The organism is Candidatus Hamiltonella defensa 5AT (Acyrthosiphon pisum) (assembly GCF_000021705.1).
Classification (GTDB): Bacteria; Pseudomonadota; Gammaproteobacteria; order Enterobacterales; family Enterobacteriaceae; genus Hamiltonella; species Hamiltonella defendens.
Window position 1 is genome coordinate 536,047 of the sequence record NC_012751.1, and the last position, 20,599, is coordinate 556,645.

Consider the following 20,599-nt stretch of genomic DNA (forward strand, 5'->3'; position numbering starts at 1 on the left):
TAAATTCTTTAAGTCTATATATTTAATAATATTGATTATTTATATACAAATTATAATCAATCTTCATATGAGAAGTTCATATCAAATTATCCATGACATTCACTTCTTTTTGAGCAAAAGTTTCCCCACTTTAATGTGTGGCAGCTTGCTCTTGGCATTTCAACGGGTAGTTTAAAATTTATTCAGGTGCCAGGGCATCTATGGGATTGAGACGAGAGGCGTGACGAGCAGGTAGATAACCAAATACAATACCAATCATAGTAGAGCAGAAAAAGGCGATGAATAAAGCGATTGAAGAAAAGGTCAATGACCAGGTCGGTAAAAAAAATTCAACCGCAAACCCAATACAGAAAGAGAGCAGAATACCGATGGTTCCCCCTACTAAACAGACTAAAACCGCTTCAATTAAAAATTGTTGAAGCACGTCACTCGATCGAGCGCCTACTGCCATGCGGATGCCAATTTCACGAGTCCGCTCTGTGACCGAAACCAACATGATGTTCATCACACCAATACCCCCTACGACTAAAGAAATAGCTGCTACTAAAGACAAAAAGAGTTGCATGGTACGGGTAGTTTTTTCAGCTGTTTTCAATACTGTGTTTACGTTAAACGTGTAAATGTCTTTTTTACCATGGCGTAAAGTCAATAATCGTATTAATTGTTGCTCTGCTTCATTATTGTTATAACCCTCCTTGATACGAACTGTAATCGCATCAAAATAAGAGCGGCCGGTGAAGAGGTTTGTCATAGTACTGTAAGGTATCCAGATTCTTAAAGCATTGTTGTTTCCATACATAGATTGTTTTTCTTTAGCAATCCCAACAACGGTCATTGGGATATTCCCCACTAATATTTCTTTTCCTATCACATCTTTCGTCCGAGGAAATAAACGCCTTTGAGTATTTTTATCGATGACCACCACCTGGCTTTGGTCTCTCACCTGTCTTTCTAAAATCCTTTCTCCATTTTGGATCTTGATGCCGTAAGCCTTAAAGTATTGGCCTCCAACCCCTAAAATTGTGCTCGCAACATCTATATTTCCTGAACGAAGGCGTATGTTGCCTGAGATAATAGGAGAAATAGCACTGATATAGGATTGTGCCTGTAGCGCTGCAATATCCTCATAAATTAATGCCTGTCGATTACTGGGATCATCATCTCCGTAGTCCCTACCAGGGTAAATACTAATAGTGTTAGTCCCTATCGCTCTGATATTCGCTAAAACTTTTTGCTGAGCAGCATCCCCTACCACCAAAATTGAGACCACTGACGCAATACCAATAATGATCCCCAGCATGGTTAATGCGGTTCGCATTTTATTGGATAGCATGGCACGCCAGGCCATCAGCAATGCTTCATGAAGGCGGCCTACCCATTGCTGACAGGAAGCCTGTTCAACTGACGGGCTTGAGGGCTCAGGTGCTTTTTTAAGTTCTTGTGTGGGTTGATATCCTGAATCGGAAATTATCTCGCCGTCTTTAATTTCAATAGTACGATCAGCTTGATTTGCCACTTCAGGGTTATGTGTCACCACAATGACGGTATGACCTTTTTGTTGAAGCTGTTTGAGAATATTCATGACTTCAACACTGGAATGACTGTCAAGCGCGCCTGTAGGTTCATCAGCCAGGATAATTTGCCCGCCGTTCATCAATGCTCGCGCGATACTGACTCGTTGTTGTTGCCCTCCTGAAAGCTGATAAAGCTGATTTGGTCGATAGTTAATGCGTTCGCCTAATCCAAGACGGGTCAGCAGCGTGACGGCTCTTTTTTTGCGCTCATTTTTAGGAGATCCTGCATAGATAGCGGGTATTTCAACGTTATGGGCTGCACTCAGATGCGGGAGTAGATGATATCGCTGAAAAATAAAACCAAAATATTCACGCCGTAATATTGCCAAATCATCATTGTTGAGATCTACAACATTTTGCCCAGCAATATAGTAGGTCCCACTAGTGGCTTGATCCAGGTAGCCTAATATGTTCATTAAAGTGGATTTACCCCAGCCTGAAGCCCCTATGATCGCCACCAGTTCCCCTGAATAAATTTTTAAAGAAATATTTTTTAGTACATCAAGGCTTTCTTCTCCTGACTGATAGCTTCGTCTTACAGATTGATTAGGTAAGCAGGCCGCAAGTGCCCACTCCCTCAAGAACCGTACGTGCGAGTTACCCCGCATACGGCTCACGCAACTTACTCACTTCAACATTTTTCCTTTTTTGCTATGTAATTGTCTGTGGCAATTAGCATGTAACAATCTTAGATTAGCCAGCTTGTTGTCACCCCCTTCAGCTTTAGGCTGAATATGATGAACATGCAATTGTTCACCATTGTCCAACTCTTGATCACAGAGAGGACAATAACCTTTCTGTCGCTTATAGAGGTTAACTTTGACACCGTAAATAAAAGGCTGTTTACGTGCCTGCCTATTACGCCAATAGTCACGCAATTCCGGATTGTCGGGGGAAGCATTTTTTGGAACTAGCCAATGACGCTGTATTTTTGTCCATGCATGCTTCCAAAGAAATCCACCGGTTGATTTATCCATAAATACTGAATAGTCTTCTCTACCTGGTATCTTGCCTAAGTAGTGTTTTCTTCGCCACCACCAGTGTTTATTGGGATGACGTCGATACAAATATCTACGTTGGCGGATCCACATCCATTGGTCTAATGCACTGAATGTTCTTTTTGAAGCACCAATACGATAGTAATTACACCATCCTATTATCTTGGCATTCAGTTGTCTTATTCCTTCTTGTGTCGGCATACCGATAATACCTTTCCAGGTCATTCTCATTTGCTGTTTGTACCTTTTCATCGACTCCTTTGAGGGCTTCGTTAACAATATATATCCCCGTTTTCTGTGGCGATTGTCATAATGTCGTATATTAAATCCCAGGAAGTCGAATCCTTCCTTCAAGTGTTTGATACTGGTTTTTTCTTCAGAAAGAGCTAACCCTCTCTGAGCTAACCAAATTTGCAACTTTATTTTGGCAGTTTCGCACTCTTCACGGGATTTACCGAATACGACAAAATCATCCGCATAACGAACTACTGCATAAGGTTGCCCTTGTTTTGGCGTGCCGTTTTTCCAGTATTGAATACCCAGTAAGGTCTCCATTCCGTGGAGTGCAATATTGGCCAGTAGTGGACTGATAATCCCGCCTTGCGGAGTACCTGCAACATTGGGTATATAGTTGCCATGTTCCAGCACACCGGCTTGTAACCATTGTTTAATCATGTTTCTTTCGGGGAATCCCCCGATTTTTTTTATGAGAAAATTATGGTCAATGTTGTCAAATGCGCCTTTAATATCTGCATCTAGTACCCAGTGCCGTGTCCCTCGTGCTCTGGCAATACAGAAAATTTTTTGTATTGCGTCATGGGCACTTCGCCCCGGTCTAAATCCGTAGCTGACTGGTTCAAATTTTGCTTCCCAATAAGGTTCCAGCGCCGATTTAACTATCGCTTGTCTACAGCGGTCGAGAATGGTTGGGATCCCAAGAGGGCGTTTTTTTCCATTCTTTTTTGCTATGTAAACTCGTTTTACTGGATAAACCTTTTCTGAAGTTGTTTGGCTTAATAACTTATAAAGATGTTCTCGTCCTTTATGGTCATTAATTACCTGATTATCTACTCCAGCCGTGTGTTTTCCCCGATTGACCTGAGTGACTTTCCTGATAGCCAGAAGATGGTTAGCTCTTGATTTCATCATGAGTTTTTGCAGATTTCTGACTTTCTTTAAGTCACCTGTTGCTGAAGCCCTATATATTCTTTGCCTTAGATTATTAATCATGGCTGTCACAACACGCCAGTTAATAGCATGCCATTCCAGTTGTTGTTCATAGTTTTGATTTATTACGTTTGCCATAGGCATCTAACTCTTCTAAATCAATTCATAACCTTGGTAAAGGATTATATGGGTAAGTCACCCGTTCCACGTCAGCCTCTTTTCAGAGTAAAGTAATTACCTCTATCAATCCTGTTATGATTTCCAGTTGCCTTTCGGCTGATTGCCTTCGCTTTTTGGAACGTCTTATGCCCACTGTCTCTTAGTATTTACATCAACACTAAAAGATTAATGGGGTTACCGTGTTTCACACCATGAAGATACATTGAGTGGGCTGCCTCCTCTATGCCGGGGAACGGGATCCGTCGTAAAGAACGAACACTCTTCTTTACCCGTTTCTAACTGTCGTTAAACTTCCCCATAACACGTCACATCTGATTTCGTGTTTTACTTGCTTACGACATTTTAATAACGGAGATTCACTTTATTCAACCCATTTCAGTTTTGCCTTGCCCCTATTTCTTATTCAGCTTAATACTTTAGTTAGGCTTTCATTCTCGCTTAGCACAAGAGAATTACTCCTCTTGCACCGAGTAAGTGGCAATAAGGTTTCGGATCAACCTTACCCTTTTTCAAGGGACTTCTGTGGTGCAACTTTCACGTCGCACAAGTTCAAGTAATAAGGACATTATATATCCTCAGAATTAAAACGGCTGATGATCACTTTTTCACCCAGCTTTAGGCCAGAAAGGATTTGTACATTCAGATTATTACGAATGCCAATCGTGACTTCACGCGTCTCTTCTTGATTTTTATTGTCTTTATCCTTAACTAAGACAGAGACCTGATAGCGGTTACCATCTATTTGATTGCCCAACGCAGATAATGGCATCAGCATAGCCTTTCGAGCTTCCGCCAATTGAATAGATACCTGAGCTGTCATTTTTAAACGTAATAAACCTTTAGAATTAGGGACTTCAAAACGTGCAGAATAAAAAATGGCATCATTGATGCTTTCAGGGGTCGGCTGAATATCTTTTAATACCCCCTCAAAATGTTTATTGGGATCCCCCAATATAGTAAATGAGATTTTTAATCCAGGTTTTAAATGAATGATATCGGCTTCAGACACTTGAGTATTGACTAACATCGTGCTCATATCAGCCAAAGTCAGGATGTTAGGAACCTGCTGAGTGGCAATGACTGTTTGCCCCTCCAGGGTAGTAATTTGCACCACTTCACCGCTCATGGGCGCAGAGATTTTGGTGTATTCTAAATTTAAATTGGCAGTATCCAGGCTGATTCTGGTTCTATTAATTTGAGCTTTAATCATCTCTATTTTTGCCTTTCTCACCGCTAAATCCGTTTCGGTTTGATCGATATCTTGCGGTGAAATCAGCTTTAGTCTGGCCAGATTTTTTTGACGATTTAAAGTTAATAGAGTTAATTTTTTTTCTGCTTCCGCCTGTGCCGATTGTGCATTCAGATCCTCTAAAGCGGCAGCCACTTCTTTGATTTGATTTTTTGCCTTTTGAGGATCTATCATTCCCAATAATTGCCCCTGCTTTACCTTATCTCCAATTTTGACATACAGGTGCTGAAGTTGACCACTGACCTGAGCACCGACGTCAACTTTTCGCAATGCATCGAGCTTACCTGTTGCGAGAACGCTTTGTACGATATCACCCTGGGTCACGGAGACCGTTTTATATTGAATTTCAGCCGGTTTCATTTGAAAACGTATGACAAAAAAACCCGACATCAGTAAAATGAGAGGGATAACTATCACTTTTTTATTGAGTTTTTTGAGCCAAATCAGATTCATTCGTTTCTCTTTTTTTATCTGTCGTTTATTTATATCTTTTTATCATTGACTTAACACTTTTCGTAAGCCAAGAACATATTGAGGTATTAATTCAATAGCGTATTCTATTTCTTTTTGGGTGGTAAATCGACCAAAAGAAAAACGAATGGTACTTTGGGCCAATTCATCACTGACCTCCAATGCACGGAGTACATAAGAAGACGTTACAGTGCTTGAGATACATGCGGAACCAGAAGAAACCGCCAAATCTTTTAAAGAAAGGATCAAAGCCTCTCCATTGATTCCTCCAAAGCTGATGTTAAAAATGTGAGGAACTTTATTTTTGAGATCGCCATTCAGATAAATGTGATCAAGATGCTGAAGGCCATACCATAATTGATCACCTAAAATGTTCATTTTATCTGATTGTGCGGACATTTCTGCCTCAGCAATACGGCACGCTTCTCCCATCCCGACAATTTGATGAACAGGTAAAGTGCCTGATCTCAGGCCTCTCTCATGCCCACCGCCATGTTGAAGAGGCTCAAGATGCACAGCGGGTTTTCGACGGACAAATAGGGCACCAATTCCCATAGGGCCATACATTTTATGAGCCGAAATAGACATGAAATCAACAGATAACTGAGATAAATTGATAGGCAATTTCCCTGCGCTTTGAGCCGCATCCACATGAAAAAAGATCCCTTTTTCGCGACAAATTCGACCTATATGCGCAATATTTTGTATCACGCCAGTTTCATTGTTTACGTGCATAACAGACACTAAAATCGTATTTTTTTTGAGCGCGGATTCAAATTTTTCTAAATCGATTAAACCATTACTTTTGGGTGACAAATAAGTCACCGAAAAGCCTTCCCTTTCAAGTTGTGCACAGCTATCCAAAACAGATTTGTGTTCTGTTTGGCAGGTCACAATATGTTTCCCTTTTTTTTTATAAAAATGTGCCGTCCCTTTAATGGCAAGATTATTAGATTCTGTTGCACCAGAGGTGAAAATAATTTCGCGCGCATCCGCACCCAGTAATGAAGCAATTTGGTTACGCGCAATATCCACAGCCTCTTCTGCCTGCCAGCCAAAAAAATGAGATCTGGAAGCAGGATTTCCAAAGGTGCCCTCTATGGTTAAAAACGACATCATTTTATCGGCTACTCGTTTATCAACCGGTGTCGTCGCACAATAATCCAGGTAAATCGGGCGTTTCATGAAAATACCTTTATTTCTAACCGAGAATAACGCAGATATTTTATTATTTTTGCAATAACAATGTTGTAATAACGGAGTCGTTTGCAGGAGGGAAGCGTAGTGCTGATAGTTCGGATTTATTGACCCATTTGCCTTTCTGACCTTCATAACCACAGGGCTCACCTTCCCATTCTTCCACTAAATAAAAATAAAGACAGATGATGAGATCATCGTGAATCTCTTTTTTCATTTGAAGCAGAGAAGCACTTCGTACAGTAATACGAGTTTCTTCAAACAATTCCCTTGCTAATGCGATATCAGGGGTTTCGTTTTTTTCAATTTTCCCTCCGGGAAATTCCCAAAAACCTGCAAAATGTACGTTTTTATGTCGTTGAGTAATAAATATTTTTTTTTGTGTATCCTGAATAATCCCTATCGCGACATCAATCTTTTTTACCTCTTTCATGGGCCCTCTTATAAAACAGTAAAATTAATGGGGTATCTTGTGATCACTTAACATCACTGTCTGAGTAAACAGAATTCACTCAGTGTTGATAAAAACTGGGCGGCTCAGCGCGGTTGTTAAAGTAATGATTATCTTTTCTATCTTTTCTACGGCTTTTGACTCCCGGATTCACCAATTAAATACGATTACCGTGAGAGACTATCTGATTTGCTGAGACTGAATAATTTAATAAAAGGAATGTTCCCCACGCTGATGCTCTGTCAGATCTTTGACGCCTTTGAGCTCAGGGAATTGTTGCAATAATTCCTTTTCAATTCCTTCTTTTAAAGTGACATCTACCATTGAGCAACCATTACAACCCCCTCCAAATTGTAAAACAGCAAAAGCATCATCTGTAATTTCCATTAAGGTCACGCGACCTCCATGATTTGCTAATTGGGGATTAATTTGTGATTGCAGAACATAATCGACTCGTTCGATTAAAGGAGCATCATCAGCCACTTTACGCACTTTAGCATTCGGCGCCTTTAAAGTGAGTTGAGAACCCAGCTCGTCAGTCACAAAATCAATCGCCGCTTCATTTAAATAGGGTGCACTAATTGGATCAACGAAAACAGAAAACAGGTTGAATTTGAGATGAGTGTCAGCACTTTCAACGCTGTCGGCCGGGCAATAAGACACGCCACATTCGGCTGTCGGCTTACCAGGATTGGCAACGAAAACGCGAATTTGCGTTCCTTCAGGTTGGCTGGATAAAAGTTTAACAAAGTGGTTTTGTGCAGCTTCTGTTATGGTAATCATCATATGTGAACTCAATTTAATTGTTTTACATTTTCTTTTTTATGATACGCGTATCAATGCCCGAACGACAAGGTGCGGCAAATACATAAAATTTGTAATGAAGCCACTCCTTCTTTTATAAGCAGCTCTGAGATTTCATTAATGGTGCTACCTGTGGTGACGACGTCGTCTACTAAAGCGACACTCTGGCCTTTTAGAGATAAATGAGATTGAAATGCCCCTCTTAAATTTTTTTTTCTCTTGGATGCGTTTAAATGTCGTTGTGATGGAGTGGGACGTAAACGAGTCAAACAATCCGATTGATAATCACAATTTAACCAACGAGCTAACGGGCGGGCTAATAGATCGCTTTGATTAAATCCGCGCCGCCAGCAACGTCTGACATGCAAAGGCACGCTGATAATGCGACTGGGTTTTTTTATGTTGCCATCACGCCAGAGATCTCGCCATCGTAGTAATAATAAACGAGCCAACACTAACGCTAAGGATGTCATGCCTTGAAATTTCATTTTTTGAATTAACACGCTTAAAGGTGGTTCGTAAAAACTGACAAAGGTAATGCTATTCCACAAGGGAGGTGCAATTAAGCAACGTCCGCAAGCTAAAGAAGGATTTGTTGAAGGCAAACCACATTGTAGACAACAGGAGCATAGCTTAGGCAAATGGCGCGTACAAACAGAGCAAAGCCCATGATGAGATAAATACAATGGCATCTGACATATCCAACAATGGCTAATAAGGTTTAACATAAGCATAAAATCTTTTTGACCAATAATCTGTATAATATACGGATGAAAAACCTATATAGATACAGCTGCGGCGAAGGAAAACTCGATTTTGTGATGTTGCACGGATGGGGAATGAATTCGAATGCATGGCGTTACATTATAAACAGATTCGGTTCGCATTTCCGATTGCATTTATTTGACCTCCCTGGCTATGGCTTCAGTCAGAGTGAAGAGAGTTTTACCCTTCCTGAAATATCAGAAACGGTTTTAAAAAAAGCGCCGCCACAGGCAATATGGCTAGGTTGGTCAATGGGCGGATGCATCGCCAGTGAGATTGCTCTGAGGTATCCTGAACGTGTTCTTGCTTTAATCACGGTTTGCAGTTCTCCTTGTTTTGTTTCTCAACATCAATGGCCTAGAATATCATGGCAGGTTTTGTCGTGTTTTGAACAAAAATTAGAGGATCATTTACAGAATACGCTAGAGCAATTTTTATTGCTTCAAACATTAGGCACGCTCAACAGTCAGCGAGATACAACATCTTTAAAATCTTTTTTATTCAGTCGACCTTTACCAAAAAAAGAAGTACTTAAAGCGGGTTTGAAAATATTACGGTATACCGACATGCGTGACAGCCTAAATGCTATTTCTGTGCCGTTTTTGCGTATTTATGGTAAGTTAGATGCGTTAGTGCCCTGTAAGATAGCTGAATTATTGGATGAGGCTTGGCCTCACACTGAATCTGTTATCATGCATCAGTCTGCTCATGTGCCTTTTATTTCTCATACAGATGATTTTTTAGAAGTGATACTGTATTTTTATCAGAAATATTTTTCTCATTAGGCTGCAATAATTTTACTGGAATACCCAGGTTTTATGTGATCAGTAAACTCTTTGTCAGTTAATCGTTCAATTTTACAAATTACTTTACCTAACGGAAGCACCACTATAAATTTTCTGGTCGGCTATTTCTTTTCAAAATAACTAGACATATGTGCCTGAAAACCGTAGTATCCCCCCCCGCAAAGGCGCGAGAGCGCCCGTAGCTCAGCTGGATAGAGCGCTGCCCTCCGAAGGCAGAGGCCTCAGGTTCGAATCCTGTCGGGCGCACCATTTTTATGGTGGCTATAGCTCAGTTGGTAGAGCCCTGGATTGTGATTCCAGTTGTCGTGGGTTCGAGTCCCATTAGCCACCCCAAAGTAATTCATGCCAAATAAATAAATTAAGATTCGATGGTGGCGGAATTGGTAGACGCGCTGGCTTCAGGTGCTAGTATCTTCAGGATGTGAGGGTTCAACTCCCTCCCTTCGCACCACAAAAAAATAAAATAAAAAGCGGCGAGTAGCGCAGCCTGGTAGCGCAACTGGTTTGGGACCAGTGGGTCGGAGGTTCGAATCCTCTCTCGCCGACCAAATTGATCATATTCAGCCGAACCAAATTAAACTCACCATGCGTCCAGTCACCCCTTGGGAAGCCCGATAAGAAAAAAATTTTTCTGGATTTTCGACCGTACAATCATTCCCACCATAAATGGCATCAACCCCAAGCGCTCGCAAACATAACCGAGCCAGACAATAAATATCTGCCAAATAACGACCATCATCCAAGGCTGTAAAAGCGAAAGCGGACTTTTTATCTTTAAGGATAAAAAGCGTGCGCACCTCCTCGCCTACTATGAAATTTTTTGGCCCGATTGCCGGGCCGAGCCATGCCATAATGGTAGAAGGCTGAGCACAAAATTGTGAGCCACCGTTTTTTCTAGGATACCCCTGCCAAGACCCCTCCAACCCGCATGAACCGCAGCGACTTCATTTGATGCGAAACTGGTTAGGAGTACAGGCAAACAATCAGCCGTCATCACGGAGCACACTTGACCTGGCAGACGCGTATAAACGGCGTCTGCCTGTACTTCCTGAGTTCGCGATCTTCCCTCTAGATTTAAAACCGTATGACCGTGTACCTGATTTAACCAAATAGGCATGTGAGGTAGATCAGCCTCTAGAAACAATTTCTGGCGATTTTTTTCTACGTGATCACGATTATCACCCACATGAGTTGACAAATTGAAGGAATGATAAGGTGGCAAACTCACACCTCCCTGACGTGTCGTGCTGTAGGATCTGACGTTAATGGAGGCGGGCCAATCAGGAATGAGTAACATCTTTTTTATTGTTCCTCTTTTTGGCAAAAGGCCTCTTGATCTGCGTTGAGAGCACTGATCAAATCAAGCATATCTTGAGGTAAATCAGCATGCCACTCCATTTCAATCTGAGTAATAGGGTGATGTAAACGCAACATAGTGGCATGAAGTGCTTGCCGCTTAAAAGCGCTTAAAGTTTCAATGAGCTTCTCTAAAGCACCTTTTGGCTGACGCAAACGTCGGCCATACAACGGATCGCCGACTAAAGGATGATGAATATAAGAAAAATGAACCCGAATTTGATGCGTACGCCCTGTTTCTAAACGCAACCGCAATCGGGTATGAGCTCGAAAATGTTGCAAAATACGATAATGTGTGACCGCAGATTTCCCTAGCGGATGGACAGCCATATGAGTACGCTTACTTTTATGTCGAGCGATAGGTTCATTAATGCTGCCCCCTGCTGTGATATGACCGACTGCAATCGCTTCATACTCACGCGTGACTAAACGCGCTTGCAAGGCATCGACCAAACTGGTCTGCGCGCGAAGTGTTTTTGCTATCACCATCAAGCCTGTCGTATCTTTATCTAAACGATGAACTATGCCGGCTCTTGGAACATGAGTAATATCAGGGTAATAATCCAAAAGCGCATTCAATATGGTGTGATCAGGATTTCCTGCACCTGGATGAACCACCAAGCCTGAGGGTTTATTAATCACTAAAATATCCGTATCTTCATAAATAATATTTAAAGGGATTTTTTGTGGCATCCATCGTTTATTCTCCTCAATATAAGTATGAATTTCGATGTGTTCTCCACCTAATACTTTTTCTTTAGGGATACTCTTTGTTATCCCATTGACAGTAACCTGATGGGCCAAAATCCATTCTTTGATGCGAGATCGTGAATACGTGGGGAAAAGTTCAGCCAAAGCCCGATCTAATCGTTGGCCCAGTTGTGATTCACACACTGTCGTATTGAGTTGTATTTTTTGTGTCATAGATCGCTTCTTTGTTCACCTTGGGTTGTGACGGTTGGGCTGTTTAATGTAACCTATCATTTTAATGACATATCTTTCCGGAACCTAATCGATCCTTTACTAAATAACATTTTGAGGATAATCAAAACGTCATGAAATTTATTAAACATTTAGTGATCCCCTCGATTTTTGCTTTGACTCTCTCTGCTTGTAGCAAAAATAAACGGATTGTGCCGGATCAACCTGCCTCTGAGCTGTATGCAGTCGCTCAAAAAGCATTATCGGAAGGAAATTTTAGAGAAGCGATTACGCAACTCGAGGCATTGGATACGCGCTTTCCTTTCGGCGGGTACTCGCAACAAGTACAACTTGATCTCATTTATGCTTATTATAAATCAGATCAACTTGCCTTAGCTCAAGCTTCTATAGACCGTTTTATTCGTCTTAATCCCACTAGCCCCAATATTGACTACGTACTATATTTGAGAGGCTTAACTGAAATGGGTCTGGACGAAAATCAACTCCAGAATTTTTTTGGGGTAGACCGTTCGGATCGAGACCCAGAGCACGCCCTAAGGGCTTTCCGTGATTTCCAACAGTTAATTCAATATCATCCAAACAGCACATATTTAGCAGATGCTCAAAAACGATTGATTTTTTTAAAAGATCGTTTGGCCACGCATGAATTAGCTGTCGTTCAATATTACATTAAACGTGAAGCATACGTGGCAGTCATCAATCGCGTAGAAGAAATGCTTAAAAATTATCCCGATACTCAAGCGACTCGAACGGCACTGCCTTTGATGGAACAGGCATATCGAAAATTACAGCTTCACGAACAGGCCGATAAAGTGGCTAAACTCATTGATATTAAATCATAATTCTTTCATATCCTTCTAAAAAATAAGAGGTTAAGCCTTATGATCGTGAACATTACTGGTAAAGATATCGATATTACTCCTTCCATAAGTGAACGTATTAATGAACGTTTTAAAAAACTTGATAAATGGAAAGCGCAACTGATTCATGCACGTGTTGTGATGAATAAAGCCCGAAATGGCTTTAAGGTAGATGTCACAATAGGGGTTCCTCATCGATCTTTATTTGCCAGTGCCGAAGATCCCGATATGTATGCTGCCATTAATGAGGTTTTCAATAAGCTTGAACGTCAGTTAAATAAAATACAACATAAAGAAGAATCCCGTCGCAACATTAAAAATGTTAAAGATATTGAATACGAAGGGGAGGGAGGAAAAGAAGAAGGAGAAGAATAAATAGAAGTTTTTACCCTTTAGAACAGATTTATTTTTTATTAAAAAACAAAAAATCATGTCAAATAAAAATAGCAAAAAAGTCGTTGTGGGAATGTCTGGCGGCGTAGATTCTTCCGTGGCGGCCTACTTGCTCTTAGAACAAGGCTATCAGGTTTGTGGCTTGTTTATGAAAAATTGGGAAGAAGATGACAATGAACTGTATTGTGCCGCTGCCGTTGATTTGTCAGATACACAAGCTGTGTGCGATAAACTCAATATTGAATTACATACCGTTAATTTTTCGGCTGAATATTGGAATCAGGTTTTTACGCTTTTTTTAGCGGAATATCGAGCAGGCAGGACGCCTAATCCTGACATTTTGTGTAATAAAGAAATCAAGTTTAAAGCTTTTCTTGAATTCGCTTTACAAGATCTGGGAGCGGATTATATTGCTACAGGCCATTATGTACGTCATCAAAGCAATAACGGGCAGCACTTTTTGTTACGGGGAATCGACGAAAATAAAGATCAAAGTTATTTTCTCTATACGATTGGTCAACAACAGTTGGCTAATTGCCTTTTTCCTATCGGCGGATTAAAAAAATCCGAAGTGCGAGATATCGCTAAAAAGCTGAATCTGGTCAATGCACAGAAAAAAGATTCCACGGGGATTTGTTTTGTTGGAGAGCGTAAATTTCGTGATTTTCTTAGCCAATATTTATCTGGTCAAAAAGGCTCTATCATGACCGTAGATGGAAAACATATCGGCCAGCATCAGGGGTTGATGTATCACACTTTAGGTCAGCGTAAAGGTCTAGGAATAGGTGGAACAAAAGGAGAAGGTGAAGCCCCTTGGTATGTCGTGGATAAAGATATTAAAAACAATATTTTATTGGTAGCTCAAAATCCTCTGCACCCTCTACTGATGTCGAAAGGCCTGATAGCTCAACAATTACATTGGGTCAATTCACCTCCAACTAAATCACCTTATAGATGCGTGCTCAAGACACGTTATCGCCAAGAAGACATCCGGGCCGAGATCATAGTGGAGCAGGATCAATCTGTTGTGCGTTTTGAACATCCTGTTTCATCCGTAACTCCTGGTCAATCCGTCGTGTTTTATCAAAATGAACTTTGCCTTGGTGGAGGCATTATTGAAAAGCGTCTCTGACACGAACCATTATTTGGCAGAACAGCGTTTACAATTCATATTGTTTTGTCATCTCTTTATGAACATAAGCAAAAAAATCATAGTCTCATGATCGACGCTTCAGGAGTCACAATGGAATTATCTGTTTTAACAGCAATATCACCTATTGATGGGCGGTACCGAAATCAAATTAAAAATTTAGAAAATATTTTTAGTGAATTTGGTCTTTTAAAATGTCGGGTACAAGTTGAAATAGCTTGGTTTAAAGCATTATCTGATGCTGAAGGGATACAAGAAGTGCCTCCTTTTAACGAGGAGACCCAAATTTTTTTGGATAAAATTGTTGATGAATTTGATGAAAAAGACGCTTTTTGCATCAAAGAAATAGAAAAGATAACTCAACATGACGTCAAAGCTGTGGAATATTTTTTAAAAGAAAAAATGAGAGTCATACCAGCACTAAAGGAGGTTTCTGAATTCATTCATTTTGCCTGTACTTCTGAGGATATCAACAATTTATCACATGCATTAATGTTAAAAACCGCTCGAGAGCAAAGCATTTTACCTGCTTGGCGAAAAATCATTGACACGATAAAAGAAAAAGCGGCCCAATACTCAAGCATACCCTTACTGTCACGCACACATGGACAGCCTGCGACACCCTCAACTATGGGAAAGGAGTTTGCGAATGTGGTTTTTCGGATGGAACGACAGTTTCAACAATTGTCACAAATAAAAATTTTAGGAAAAATAAATGGAGCAGTAGGAAATTACAACGCCCATATTGCCGCTTATCCAAAAATAGATTGGCCAGCATTGAGCAAAGACTTGGTAAAATCTTTGGGTATTGATTGGAATCCCTATACGACTCAAATTGAACCGCATGATTATATTGCGGAACTTTTTGATTGTATCTCTCGATTTAACATTATTTTAATTGATTTTGACCGTGACATCTGGGGTTATATTGCTTTAGGTCATTTCAAACAAAAAACCGCGGAGGGAGAAATTGGTTCTTCTACCATGCCGCATAAAGTGAATCCTATTAATTTTGAAAATTCCGAAGGTAACCTTGGTTTAGCGAATGCGTTATTAAATCATCTGGCTAGAAAATTACCGATATCACGTTGGCAGAGAGATCTTACAGATTCTACTGTGTTGCGTAATTTAGGCGTCGGATTGGCCTATTCTCTGATTGCGTATGATGCGACCCTAAAAGGGCTCAGTAAGCTAGAGATCAACCAAATTCATTTGTTAGAAGAATTATCAGATACTTGGGAAGTATTAGCAGAACCTATTCAAACTGTGATGCGTCGTTATGGTGTTCCTGAACCTTATGAAAGGCTTAAGGCATTGACTCACGGAAAAAAAATTGATGAGGCGAAGTTACATTCTTTTATTGATACTCTAGCTTTACCAGCAGAAGAAAAAAAACGCTTAAAAAACATGACGCCACAGAACTATCTCGGCTTGGCGCTTTTATTGACGAAAGAAATGTTAGATCATTAAAAATCCACGTTTGGCTTTTTTCTTTAAGTCTTCAGAATAAAGTCCAGTTTTGCTTTTATATCGATGTTATTTTTTTACAATAAGCTGATCTGGATACGTCGCATTCAGATCGCAGATTAAGAGCAAGTTTTACAGAGTATTGAATAATTTTTTATTATTCTCACCACTAAATCATTCACCTGCTATCTTCATGTCAGAAAGAAGAACTGAACCGCATTGAATAGTATTTCGGGTTTCAATGTCACTCCCTATGCTAACCATATTTAAAAACATCTCTTTTAAATTTCCAGCGATGGTAATACCACTCACTGGATATTGAATCACCCCATCTTCAACCCAAAAGCCCGAGGCCCCACGTGAATAATCACCCGTTACAATATTGACACCTTGACCCATCAATTGCGTGACAACTAAACCTTTGCTCATTTTTTGAAGCATTTGTGTAAAGTTCTCTCCTTGGCCTTCGATATACCAGTTATGAATGCCTCCGCATGCCCCGTGCTTTGATAGCCTAATTTTCGAGCTGAATAACTCGCTAAAAGATACGTGTTTAATCGCCCTTTTGTCACAATCTCTCTTTCAGAAGTACAGACTCCCTCCGAATCAAAGGGCGCAGAAGCAAGGCCTCCTAAAGTATGGGGGCATTCTAGAATATTGAACCAATTCGGTAAAATTTGCTGATTCAATTTATTCAATAAAAAGCTGGATTTGCGATAAATATTTCCGCCGCTGATAGCAGATACCAGATTTTTAAATAACCCTATGGCAGCTTCTGCTGCGAATAGGACCGGGGCTTCAATTGTGGATAATTTTTTTGGTGATAAACGTGCAAGGGCTCTTCGGGCAGATTCTTTGCCAACCCACTCAGGGCTAGCCAGATCCTGTATCCGACGGCTTAGCGTATAAGCATAATCCCTTTCCATACGGCCATCACATTCTGCAATCACACTAGTGGAAAGAGAATGACGGCTCCCACAATAACTTTGCAACATCCCATGAGTGCTGCCAAAAACCTTGATGCTACAGTGGCTATTAAAATTTGCTCCTTCTGTATTAGTAACACGCTTATCCACTGCCAACGCGGCCTGTTCTGCTCTTGAGGCAAGAGCAATGGCGGCTTCGGGATCTAAATCAGAAGGGTACAATAAATCTAAATCTTTTATTTGATAAGCCAGTAAAGAAGCCTCAGCTATTCCAGAATAAGGATCGGAGGAAGTATAATGTGCGATGTCCAGGGCCGCTTGCACTGTTTGATCAATCGCCTTGGGATTTAAATCCGTTGTAGAAGCACTACCTTTACGTTGCTTATCATAAACAGTGATGGCTAAAGCACCATCACTATTAAATTCCAGGTTTTCTACTTCACAAAAACGAGTACTGATACTGATCCCTGTTGTTTTTGTTACTGAGACCTCCGCAGAAGCCCCTTTAGCTATTGCCCGTTCTAAGGCTTGTGAAACTGCTTTTTCGAGTATGTCACGCTGTTCTATTATTTGAGTCACTTGCATGGATCCGCCGCAATAAATAGAGGGGTTTATTAAAAATTTTCACTACCATATTCTTCATCCTCTTGTGAATATCATTCGAATAAAAAATCAGTCAATTCATATTGATAAACAAGATGAGCGGGCATCGAATAAAAAAACAAATTGATGCAACTGCCGCCATTCTGGTTCAGACATATTGTCATAGAGCAGCCATAAATTTTTTTGGGCATTGGTGTCTTCTTGCTTTAAAAAAAGCAAGAGGCCATAACGGCTAAGCGCCCATGGCTTTTTAATCAAAAGCCAATTCTGTTCAAGCCAGTGAAGCCTATTATCTGCCATAAAAATGATTTTACCCTGATATGATCTTATTTTTTTCTGGCTTAAAACACATTCAAAAACCAAAAAAATGATGATGATCAGGTAAAAAGGAATAAAGTCTTTTGGCCCAGATGGTGCAAGTAAAGTTATTAATGCAAGCAGAGTATAGACAATAAAAGAAAATAATTTTGTAAAAGGCGAAACCTGTAATTTACACTGAAATTGCCCCACGGATTTTATTTTTCCTTCTAATAATCTGGACTATTTTTCTTAACTCTTTATCTTGAGGCTTCTTTTTGTTCATTAACCAATCAAGCAAATCGGCATCATCACAAACCAACAAACGGATAAATAAATTTTTTTCTTTATCACTTAAGCTGTCATATTCATATTCAAAAAATGGCATGATAGAAATATCTAACTCGAGAATACCGCGTCTGCAGGCCCATCGAATATGGGCTTTGTCGTTAATTCTCATTTTTTGCTCAGTTTTTATCTAGATATATAAAGAATGTCTTCTTCTTTTTGATGTAGTTTTATACGACTAAACCTATTAGTCCATTTTTTAGTGAAGGTTTTAGATATTTTCTTTTATTTTGTGAAGAAGATCTCAAAAAAAGTTTTTTTTATTTCGATATTAAATTGAAAAGATTTGCAGATATCTATCATATCGCTGAATCAGCGGCGATCTACTTTTTCTATAGATACAAATGATTAAATATCATCCATCTTACCTAAAAGCGAATTCAAACGATTTTGCCAAACGGTTTTTTCTTGTTTTAGCTCATTATTTTGATCTACTAAATCTTTTTGTTGAGCTGAAATAGCATTTATTTTTTCTTCTAAGACAATATTCTTTTCTTTAAATTCTTCTATTTCCATTTGTAACAAGGCATTTGCTTCAAGCATTTTCTGAACTTTTTCTTGCAATTGGTCCAAAGCTTCCAATGACATATCTTTCCCCTTTTTATGATTAAGGCCCATGAAATTTATTAATAAAGGAAATAGTTCTAACTTTATTAATAAAAAATGGCTGATGATATTCATCACCATTCTGCGAGTGTCTATATACTATTGAGTGACACACAGACTGCTTTCGTAGGCGTCACCTACTCTGATGAATTTATTCATATTCGATAGTATTACATGGATATGAATACATTTAAAGTAAACAGTTTAATCCTATTTTTAATCGGAAATAATTAAATATCAATATATTTCAAATATATAATAAGAATTTTGGTTTTTTATTAGCTCCCAAACATGATGCACTCCATACTTATCATTTGATACGGAGGTAATTAAAATGCCGACATATATTTTCATCGATGATTGTACCTCCATTCATGGGAATCTGCTCTGTTGACTCCTCTTCAAAACTCCTTATTCTTCAAGATAAGGCGTAATAACAAAATGTAGCACATCCGAGTAATTTCCTTGATCGGTACTCTCGCTACTAAACAAAGTGATATCGGGAGCCCAGCACATTTGGGTGATAGGATTTTCGTCATTCTTTTTTAAATGAATCTGTTGATGACCGTTAGGTAACGAGAAATCATTTTTTGTGGGGCCTTCATGATAAAAATCCATTTTATAATGAATCAATTGATTTTCTTTCTCCTCTTTTAACTGAAAAAACTGCCCAGTTATATCCAAGCCATTTTGGTTTCGAGCGCTCACCCTATATTTTCTCGCCACCGTTCCTAAAGACACATAATTTACGCAAAATTTATTTTGAGTCGTATTCATGAATTCAGCTTTGAGCCCGGTACCTGAATCGGTTTTTTCTCTCAGCTTATCGAGATTCACTTTTTTTAATTTCCATAAAGTGGAACTTAATTTAAATTTAGGATCTATTTTTAAAGGAACAGGGACCTGTGGATTTTTAGGATAAAAAGGTTCGCAAGATTGACCTGATGCACCAAAAGAAATCCCTTGATGATCGATTAAATGCCATTTTTTTTGGTGCGAATCTTTCAATATCGCACCGATTGCAATTCCTACGGAGAGTCTTTTTAAAGTATTGGGTAATAAAGTCAATTGAACATGATATTGTTCACTTGAAAATTCCGGATTTTTTTTCAATATCACTTGATACATATTATTAATATACGGCGTTATATAAAACTCTGTCATTCCATTAAAAGAAATATTTTGTATCCCACTGAGATTAATATGATGATCAGGGCTTCCATCAAGATGATAAAAAAAAAGATAAAGCGACAATTTAGAAGGAGATATCTTCATAAAACGATGGGTGTCGATATTTTTTAAATCAAATAAATTTTTTTTAAAATTGACAGAAAAAGAAATTTGAATACTTTGATCGGCCAATAATCTCATTTGACAAGAAGAATAGTGTTGACTTAAAGGAAAAAAAGAAAAGTCTTCTTGTGCTTGAGTTATAGACGAAAAAATCAATCCTAACCAAAATAATTTTTTGATTTTCATTTTTACTCTCATTTTTATTATTATGCCATGGGCTCAAAAATTAATATTAATGACCCTTGATATTTTCCATAAATCGATTTATTTGCTTGTGTTGATATATTTAAAAAATAAGTTTCTTCAGAAATATTATTCAACGAATTTTCTTGTTTAAAAAATAAAGGATCTTGAGTAAGTGTTTTTAAATGATCTCTTTTTTTCCCCCATCGAACTTCAGCTTTAAGAAAATCTTGAGCAGATGAAGAACCAGATATTATTTGCTTTTCCAAAATTAAAGGTGTTTTAAGTTTTAATTGATACTCAGAGCTGTTTGTCAATTTAACTAAAAAAGGCTCTGTGATTTGATATTCGAATATGTTCTGAGGATGATTTTTAAGTTCTAAATCAGTACTGACAAGGTTGTTTAATTTTTTTATAAAAATTTTCGGGCTTGTGGTGACCTGTAATGATAAATGAACTTCACCTAATTCTACAGTTTCGATTGCCAAGGTTTGAGAAAAAAATAAAATCAAA

Annotated in this window: 18 protein-coding genes, 3 tRNA genes and 2 pseudogenes; 8 read left to right on the forward strand and 15 right to left on the reverse strand. The window is 39.1% G+C overall.

Features of this window, described 5'->3' with window-relative positions; all coding sequences use genetic code 11:
* Positions 1 to 178 precede the first annotated feature (178 nt).
* The 7 genes from macB to gntX form a co-directional block, all read right to left on the reverse strand.
* Positions 179 to 2,182: a macrolide ABC transporter ATP-binding protein/permease MacB gene (gene macB, locus HDEF_RS02625; protein WP_015873117.1), complete on the reverse strand. Its 2,004-nt coding sequence runs from the start codon at positions 2,180 to 2,182 to the stop codon at positions 179 to 181.
* An 18-nt stretch (positions 2,183 to 2,200) separates the two neighbouring features.
* Positions 2,201 to 3,883 carry a group II intron reverse transcriptase/maturase gene (gene ltrA / locus HDEF_RS02630; protein ID WP_012738021.1) on the reverse strand — a complete coding sequence of 561 codons (1,683 nt, stop codon included), beginning with the start codon at positions 3,881 to 3,883 and terminating at the stop codon, positions 2,201 to 2,203.
* Positions 3,884 to 4,484: 601 nt separating this feature from the next.
* On the reverse strand, positions 4,485 to 5,621 hold the full coding sequence (macA, locus tag HDEF_RS02635; RefSeq protein WP_015873118.1) for a macrolide transporter subunit MacA: 1,137 nt from the start codon (positions 5,619 to 5,621) through the stop codon (positions 4,485 to 4,487).
* Between the two features lie 42 nt (positions 5,622 to 5,663).
* Positions 5,664 to 6,824, reverse strand: a complete 1,161-nt coding sequence (locus tag HDEF_RS02640; protein ID WP_015873119.1) for an IscS subfamily cysteine desulfurase — start codon at positions 6,822 to 6,824, stop codon at positions 5,664 to 5,666.
* A 43-nt stretch (positions 6,825 to 6,867) separates the two neighbouring features.
* Positions 6,868 to 7,269 (reverse strand): 8-oxo-dGTP diphosphatase MutT, encoded by a 402-nt coding sequence (gene mutT, locus HDEF_RS02645; protein WP_015873120.1) that lies wholly within the window; start codon positions 7,267 to 7,269, stop codon positions 6,868 to 6,870.
* A gap of 225 nt (positions 7,270 to 7,494) precedes the next feature.
* A complete protein-coding gene (gene nfuA, locus HDEF_RS02650) occupies positions 7,495 to 8,070 on the reverse strand; it encodes a Fe-S biogenesis protein NfuA (RefSeq protein ID WP_015873122.1) in 576 nt (191 codons plus the stop codon).
* 53 nt (positions 8,071 to 8,123) lie between these two features.
* Positions 8,124 to 8,819, reverse strand: a complete 696-nt coding sequence (gene gntX, locus HDEF_RS02655; RefSeq protein ID WP_015873123.1) for a DNA utilization protein GntX — start codon at positions 8,817 to 8,819, stop codon at positions 8,124 to 8,126.
* 42 nt (positions 8,820 to 8,861) lie between these two features.
* Here gntX and bioH point away from each other — a divergent pair, with 42 nt between their 5' ends.
* The 4 genes from bioH to HDEF_RS02680 all read left to right on the forward strand — a co-directional run bounded on the left by bioH (position 8,862) and on the right by HDEF_RS02680 (position 10,210).
* Positions 8,862 to 9,641, forward strand: a complete 780-nt coding sequence (gene bioH / locus HDEF_RS02660; protein ID WP_015873124.1) for a pimeloyl-ACP methyl ester esterase BioH — start codon at positions 8,862 to 8,864, stop codon at positions 9,639 to 9,641.
* A gap of 193 nt (positions 9,642 to 9,834) precedes the next feature.
* A tRNA-Arg gene (locus tag HDEF_RS02665) sits at positions 9,835 to 9,911 on the forward strand.
* A gap of 8 nt (positions 9,912 to 9,919) precedes the next feature.
* Positions 9,920 to 9,995: transfer RNA gene (locus HDEF_RS02670), tRNA-His, on the forward strand.
* A gap of 138 nt (positions 9,996 to 10,133) precedes the next feature.
* Positions 10,134 to 10,210, forward strand: a tRNA-Pro gene (locus tag HDEF_RS02680).
* Positions 10,211 to 10,222: 12 nt separating this feature from the next.
* Here HDEF_RS02680 and pgeF read toward each other — a convergent pair.
* Together pgeF and rluD are read right to left on the reverse strand one after the other, a co-directional pair.
* Positions 10,223 to 10,959: pseudogene (gene pgeF / locus HDEF_RS02685) on the reverse strand (peptidoglycan editing factor PgeF).
* 5 nt (positions 10,960 to 10,964) lie between these two features.
* Positions 10,965 to 11,942 (reverse strand): 23S rRNA pseudouridine(1911/1915/1917) synthase RluD, encoded by a 978-nt coding sequence (gene rluD, locus HDEF_RS02690; RefSeq protein ID WP_015873125.1) that lies wholly within the window; start codon positions 11,940 to 11,942, stop codon positions 10,965 to 10,967.
* A gap of 131 nt (positions 11,943 to 12,073) precedes the next feature.
* On the opposite strand from rluD, the gene bamD reads away from it, so the two are divergent.
* The 4 genes from bamD to purB all read left to right on the forward strand — a co-directional run bounded on the left by bamD (position 12,074) and on the right by purB (position 15,833).
* Positions 12,074 to 12,802, forward strand: a complete 729-nt coding sequence (gene bamD, locus HDEF_RS02695) for an outer membrane protein assembly factor BamD (RefSeq protein ID WP_015873126.1) — start codon at positions 12,074 to 12,076, stop codon at positions 12,800 to 12,802.
* Positions 12,803 to 12,841: 39 nt separating this feature from the next.
* Positions 12,842 to 13,195, forward strand: coding sequence for a ribosome hibernation-promoting factor, HPF/YfiA family (gene hpf / locus HDEF_RS02700; protein ID WP_015873127.1), 354 nt, complete (start codon positions 12,842 to 12,844; stop codon positions 13,193 to 13,195).
* Positions 13,196 to 13,250: 55 nt separating this feature from the next.
* Positions 13,251 to 14,345, forward strand: coding sequence for a tRNA 2-thiouridine(34) synthase MnmA (mnmA, locus tag HDEF_RS02705; protein ID WP_015873128.1), 1,095 nt, complete (start codon positions 13,251 to 13,253; stop codon positions 14,343 to 14,345).
* Positions 14,346 to 14,456: 111 nt separating this feature from the next.
* Complete coding sequence (purB, locus tag HDEF_RS02710) at positions 14,457 to 15,833, forward strand: adenylosuccinate lyase (RefSeq protein ID WP_015873129.1); 1,377 nt, start codon at positions 14,457 to 14,459, stop codon at positions 15,831 to 15,833.
* A 171-nt stretch (positions 15,834 to 16,004) separates the two neighbouring features.
* Here the strand turns inward: purB and pmbA are convergent.
* From pmbA to HDEF_RS02740, 6 genes and pseudogenes are all read right to left on the reverse strand, one after another.
* A pseudogene (pmbA, locus tag HDEF_RS02715) lies at positions 16,005 to 17,341 on the reverse strand (metalloprotease PmbA).
* 96 nt (positions 17,342 to 17,437) lie between these two features.
* Complete coding sequence (locus HDEF_RS02720; RefSeq protein WP_015873130.1) at positions 17,438 to 17,869, reverse strand: protein YgfX; 432 nt, start codon at positions 17,867 to 17,869, stop codon at positions 17,438 to 17,440.
* On the reverse strand, positions 17,850 to 18,116 hold the full coding sequence (gene sdhE, locus HDEF_RS02725) for an FAD assembly factor SdhE (RefSeq protein ID WP_015873131.1): 267 nt from the start codon (positions 18,114 to 18,116) through the stop codon (positions 17,850 to 17,852). Before sdhE ends, HDEF_RS02720 begins: the two co-directional genes overlap by 20 nt.
* 236 nt (positions 18,117 to 18,352) lie before the next feature.
* Positions 18,353 to 18,685 (reverse strand): cell division protein ZapB, encoded by a 333-nt coding sequence (gene zapB, locus HDEF_RS02730; protein WP_234809439.1) that lies wholly within the window; start codon positions 18,683 to 18,685, stop codon positions 18,353 to 18,355.
* A 336-nt stretch (positions 18,686 to 19,021) separates the two neighbouring features.
* The gene (locus tag HDEF_RS02735) at positions 19,022 to 20,089 is read right to left on the reverse strand and encodes a hypothetical protein (protein WP_100103877.1); all 1,068 of its coding nucleotides are present in this window, start codon (positions 20,087 to 20,089) and stop codon (positions 19,022 to 19,024) included.
* A 20-nt stretch (positions 20,090 to 20,109) separates the two neighbouring features.
* Positions 20,110 to 20,574, reverse strand: coding sequence for a hypothetical protein (locus HDEF_RS02740; RefSeq protein WP_100103949.1), 465 nt, complete (start codon positions 20,572 to 20,574; stop codon positions 20,110 to 20,112).
* Positions 20,575 to 20,599: the final 25 nt, after the last annotated feature.

Excerpts from the sequence above, each read along its gene's own strand:
- mutT (WP_015873120.1), bottom strand. The coding sequence starts at position 7,269 with ATGAAAGAGGTAAAAAAGATTGATGTCGCGATAGGGATTATTCAGGAT.
- purB (WP_015873129.1), top strand. The coding sequence starts at position 14,457 with ATGGAATTATCTGTTTTAACAGCAATATCACCTATTGATGGGCGGTAC.
- macA (WP_015873118.1), bottom strand. The coding sequence starts at position 5,621 with ATGAATCTGATTTGGCTCAAAAAACTCAATAAAAAAGTGATAGTTATC.
- mnmA (WP_015873128.1), top strand. The coding sequence starts at position 13,251 with ATGTCAAATAAAAATAGCAAAAAAGTCGTTGTGGGAATGTCTGGCGGC.
- HDEF_RS02735 (WP_100103877.1), bottom strand. The coding sequence starts at position 20,089 with ATGAAAATCAAAAAATTATTTTGGTTAGGATTGATTTTTTCGTCTATA.
- rluD (WP_015873125.1), bottom strand. The coding sequence starts at position 11,942 with ATGACACAAAAAATACAACTCAATACGACAGTGTGTGAATCACAACTG.
- bioH (WP_015873124.1), top strand. The coding sequence starts at position 8,862 with ATGAAAAACCTATATAGATACAGCTGCGGCGAAGGAAAACTCGATTTT.
- macB (WP_015873117.1), bottom strand. The coding sequence starts at position 2,182 with ATGCGGGGTAACTCGCACGTACGGTTCTTGAGGGAGTGGGCACTTGCG.
- bamD (WP_015873126.1), top strand. The coding sequence starts at position 12,074 with ATGAAATTTATTAAACATTTAGTGATCCCCTCGATTTTTGCTTTGACT.
- HDEF_RS02640 (WP_015873119.1), bottom strand. The coding sequence starts at position 6,824 with ATGAAACGCCCGATTTACCTGGATTATTGTGCGACGACACCGGTTGAT.
- ltrA (WP_012738021.1), bottom strand. The coding sequence starts at position 3,883 with ATGCCTATGGCAAACGTAATAAATCAAAACTATGAACAACAACTGGAA.
- gntX (WP_015873123.1), bottom strand. The coding sequence starts at position 8,819 with ATGTTAAACCTTATTAGCCATTGTTGGATATGTCAGATGCCATTGTAT.
- hpf (WP_015873127.1), top strand. The coding sequence starts at position 12,842 with ATGATCGTGAACATTACTGGTAAAGATATCGATATTACTCCTTCCATA.
- zapB (WP_234809439.1), bottom strand. The coding sequence starts at position 18,685 with ATGAATATCATCAGCCATTTTTTATTAATAAAGTTAGAACTATTTCCT.
- nfuA (WP_015873122.1), bottom strand. The coding sequence starts at position 8,070 with ATGATTACCATAACAGAAGCTGCACAAAACCACTTTGTTAAACTTTTA.
- sdhE (WP_015873131.1), bottom strand. The coding sequence starts at position 18,116 with ATGAGAATTAACGACAAAGCCCATATTCGATGGGCCTGCAGACGCGGT.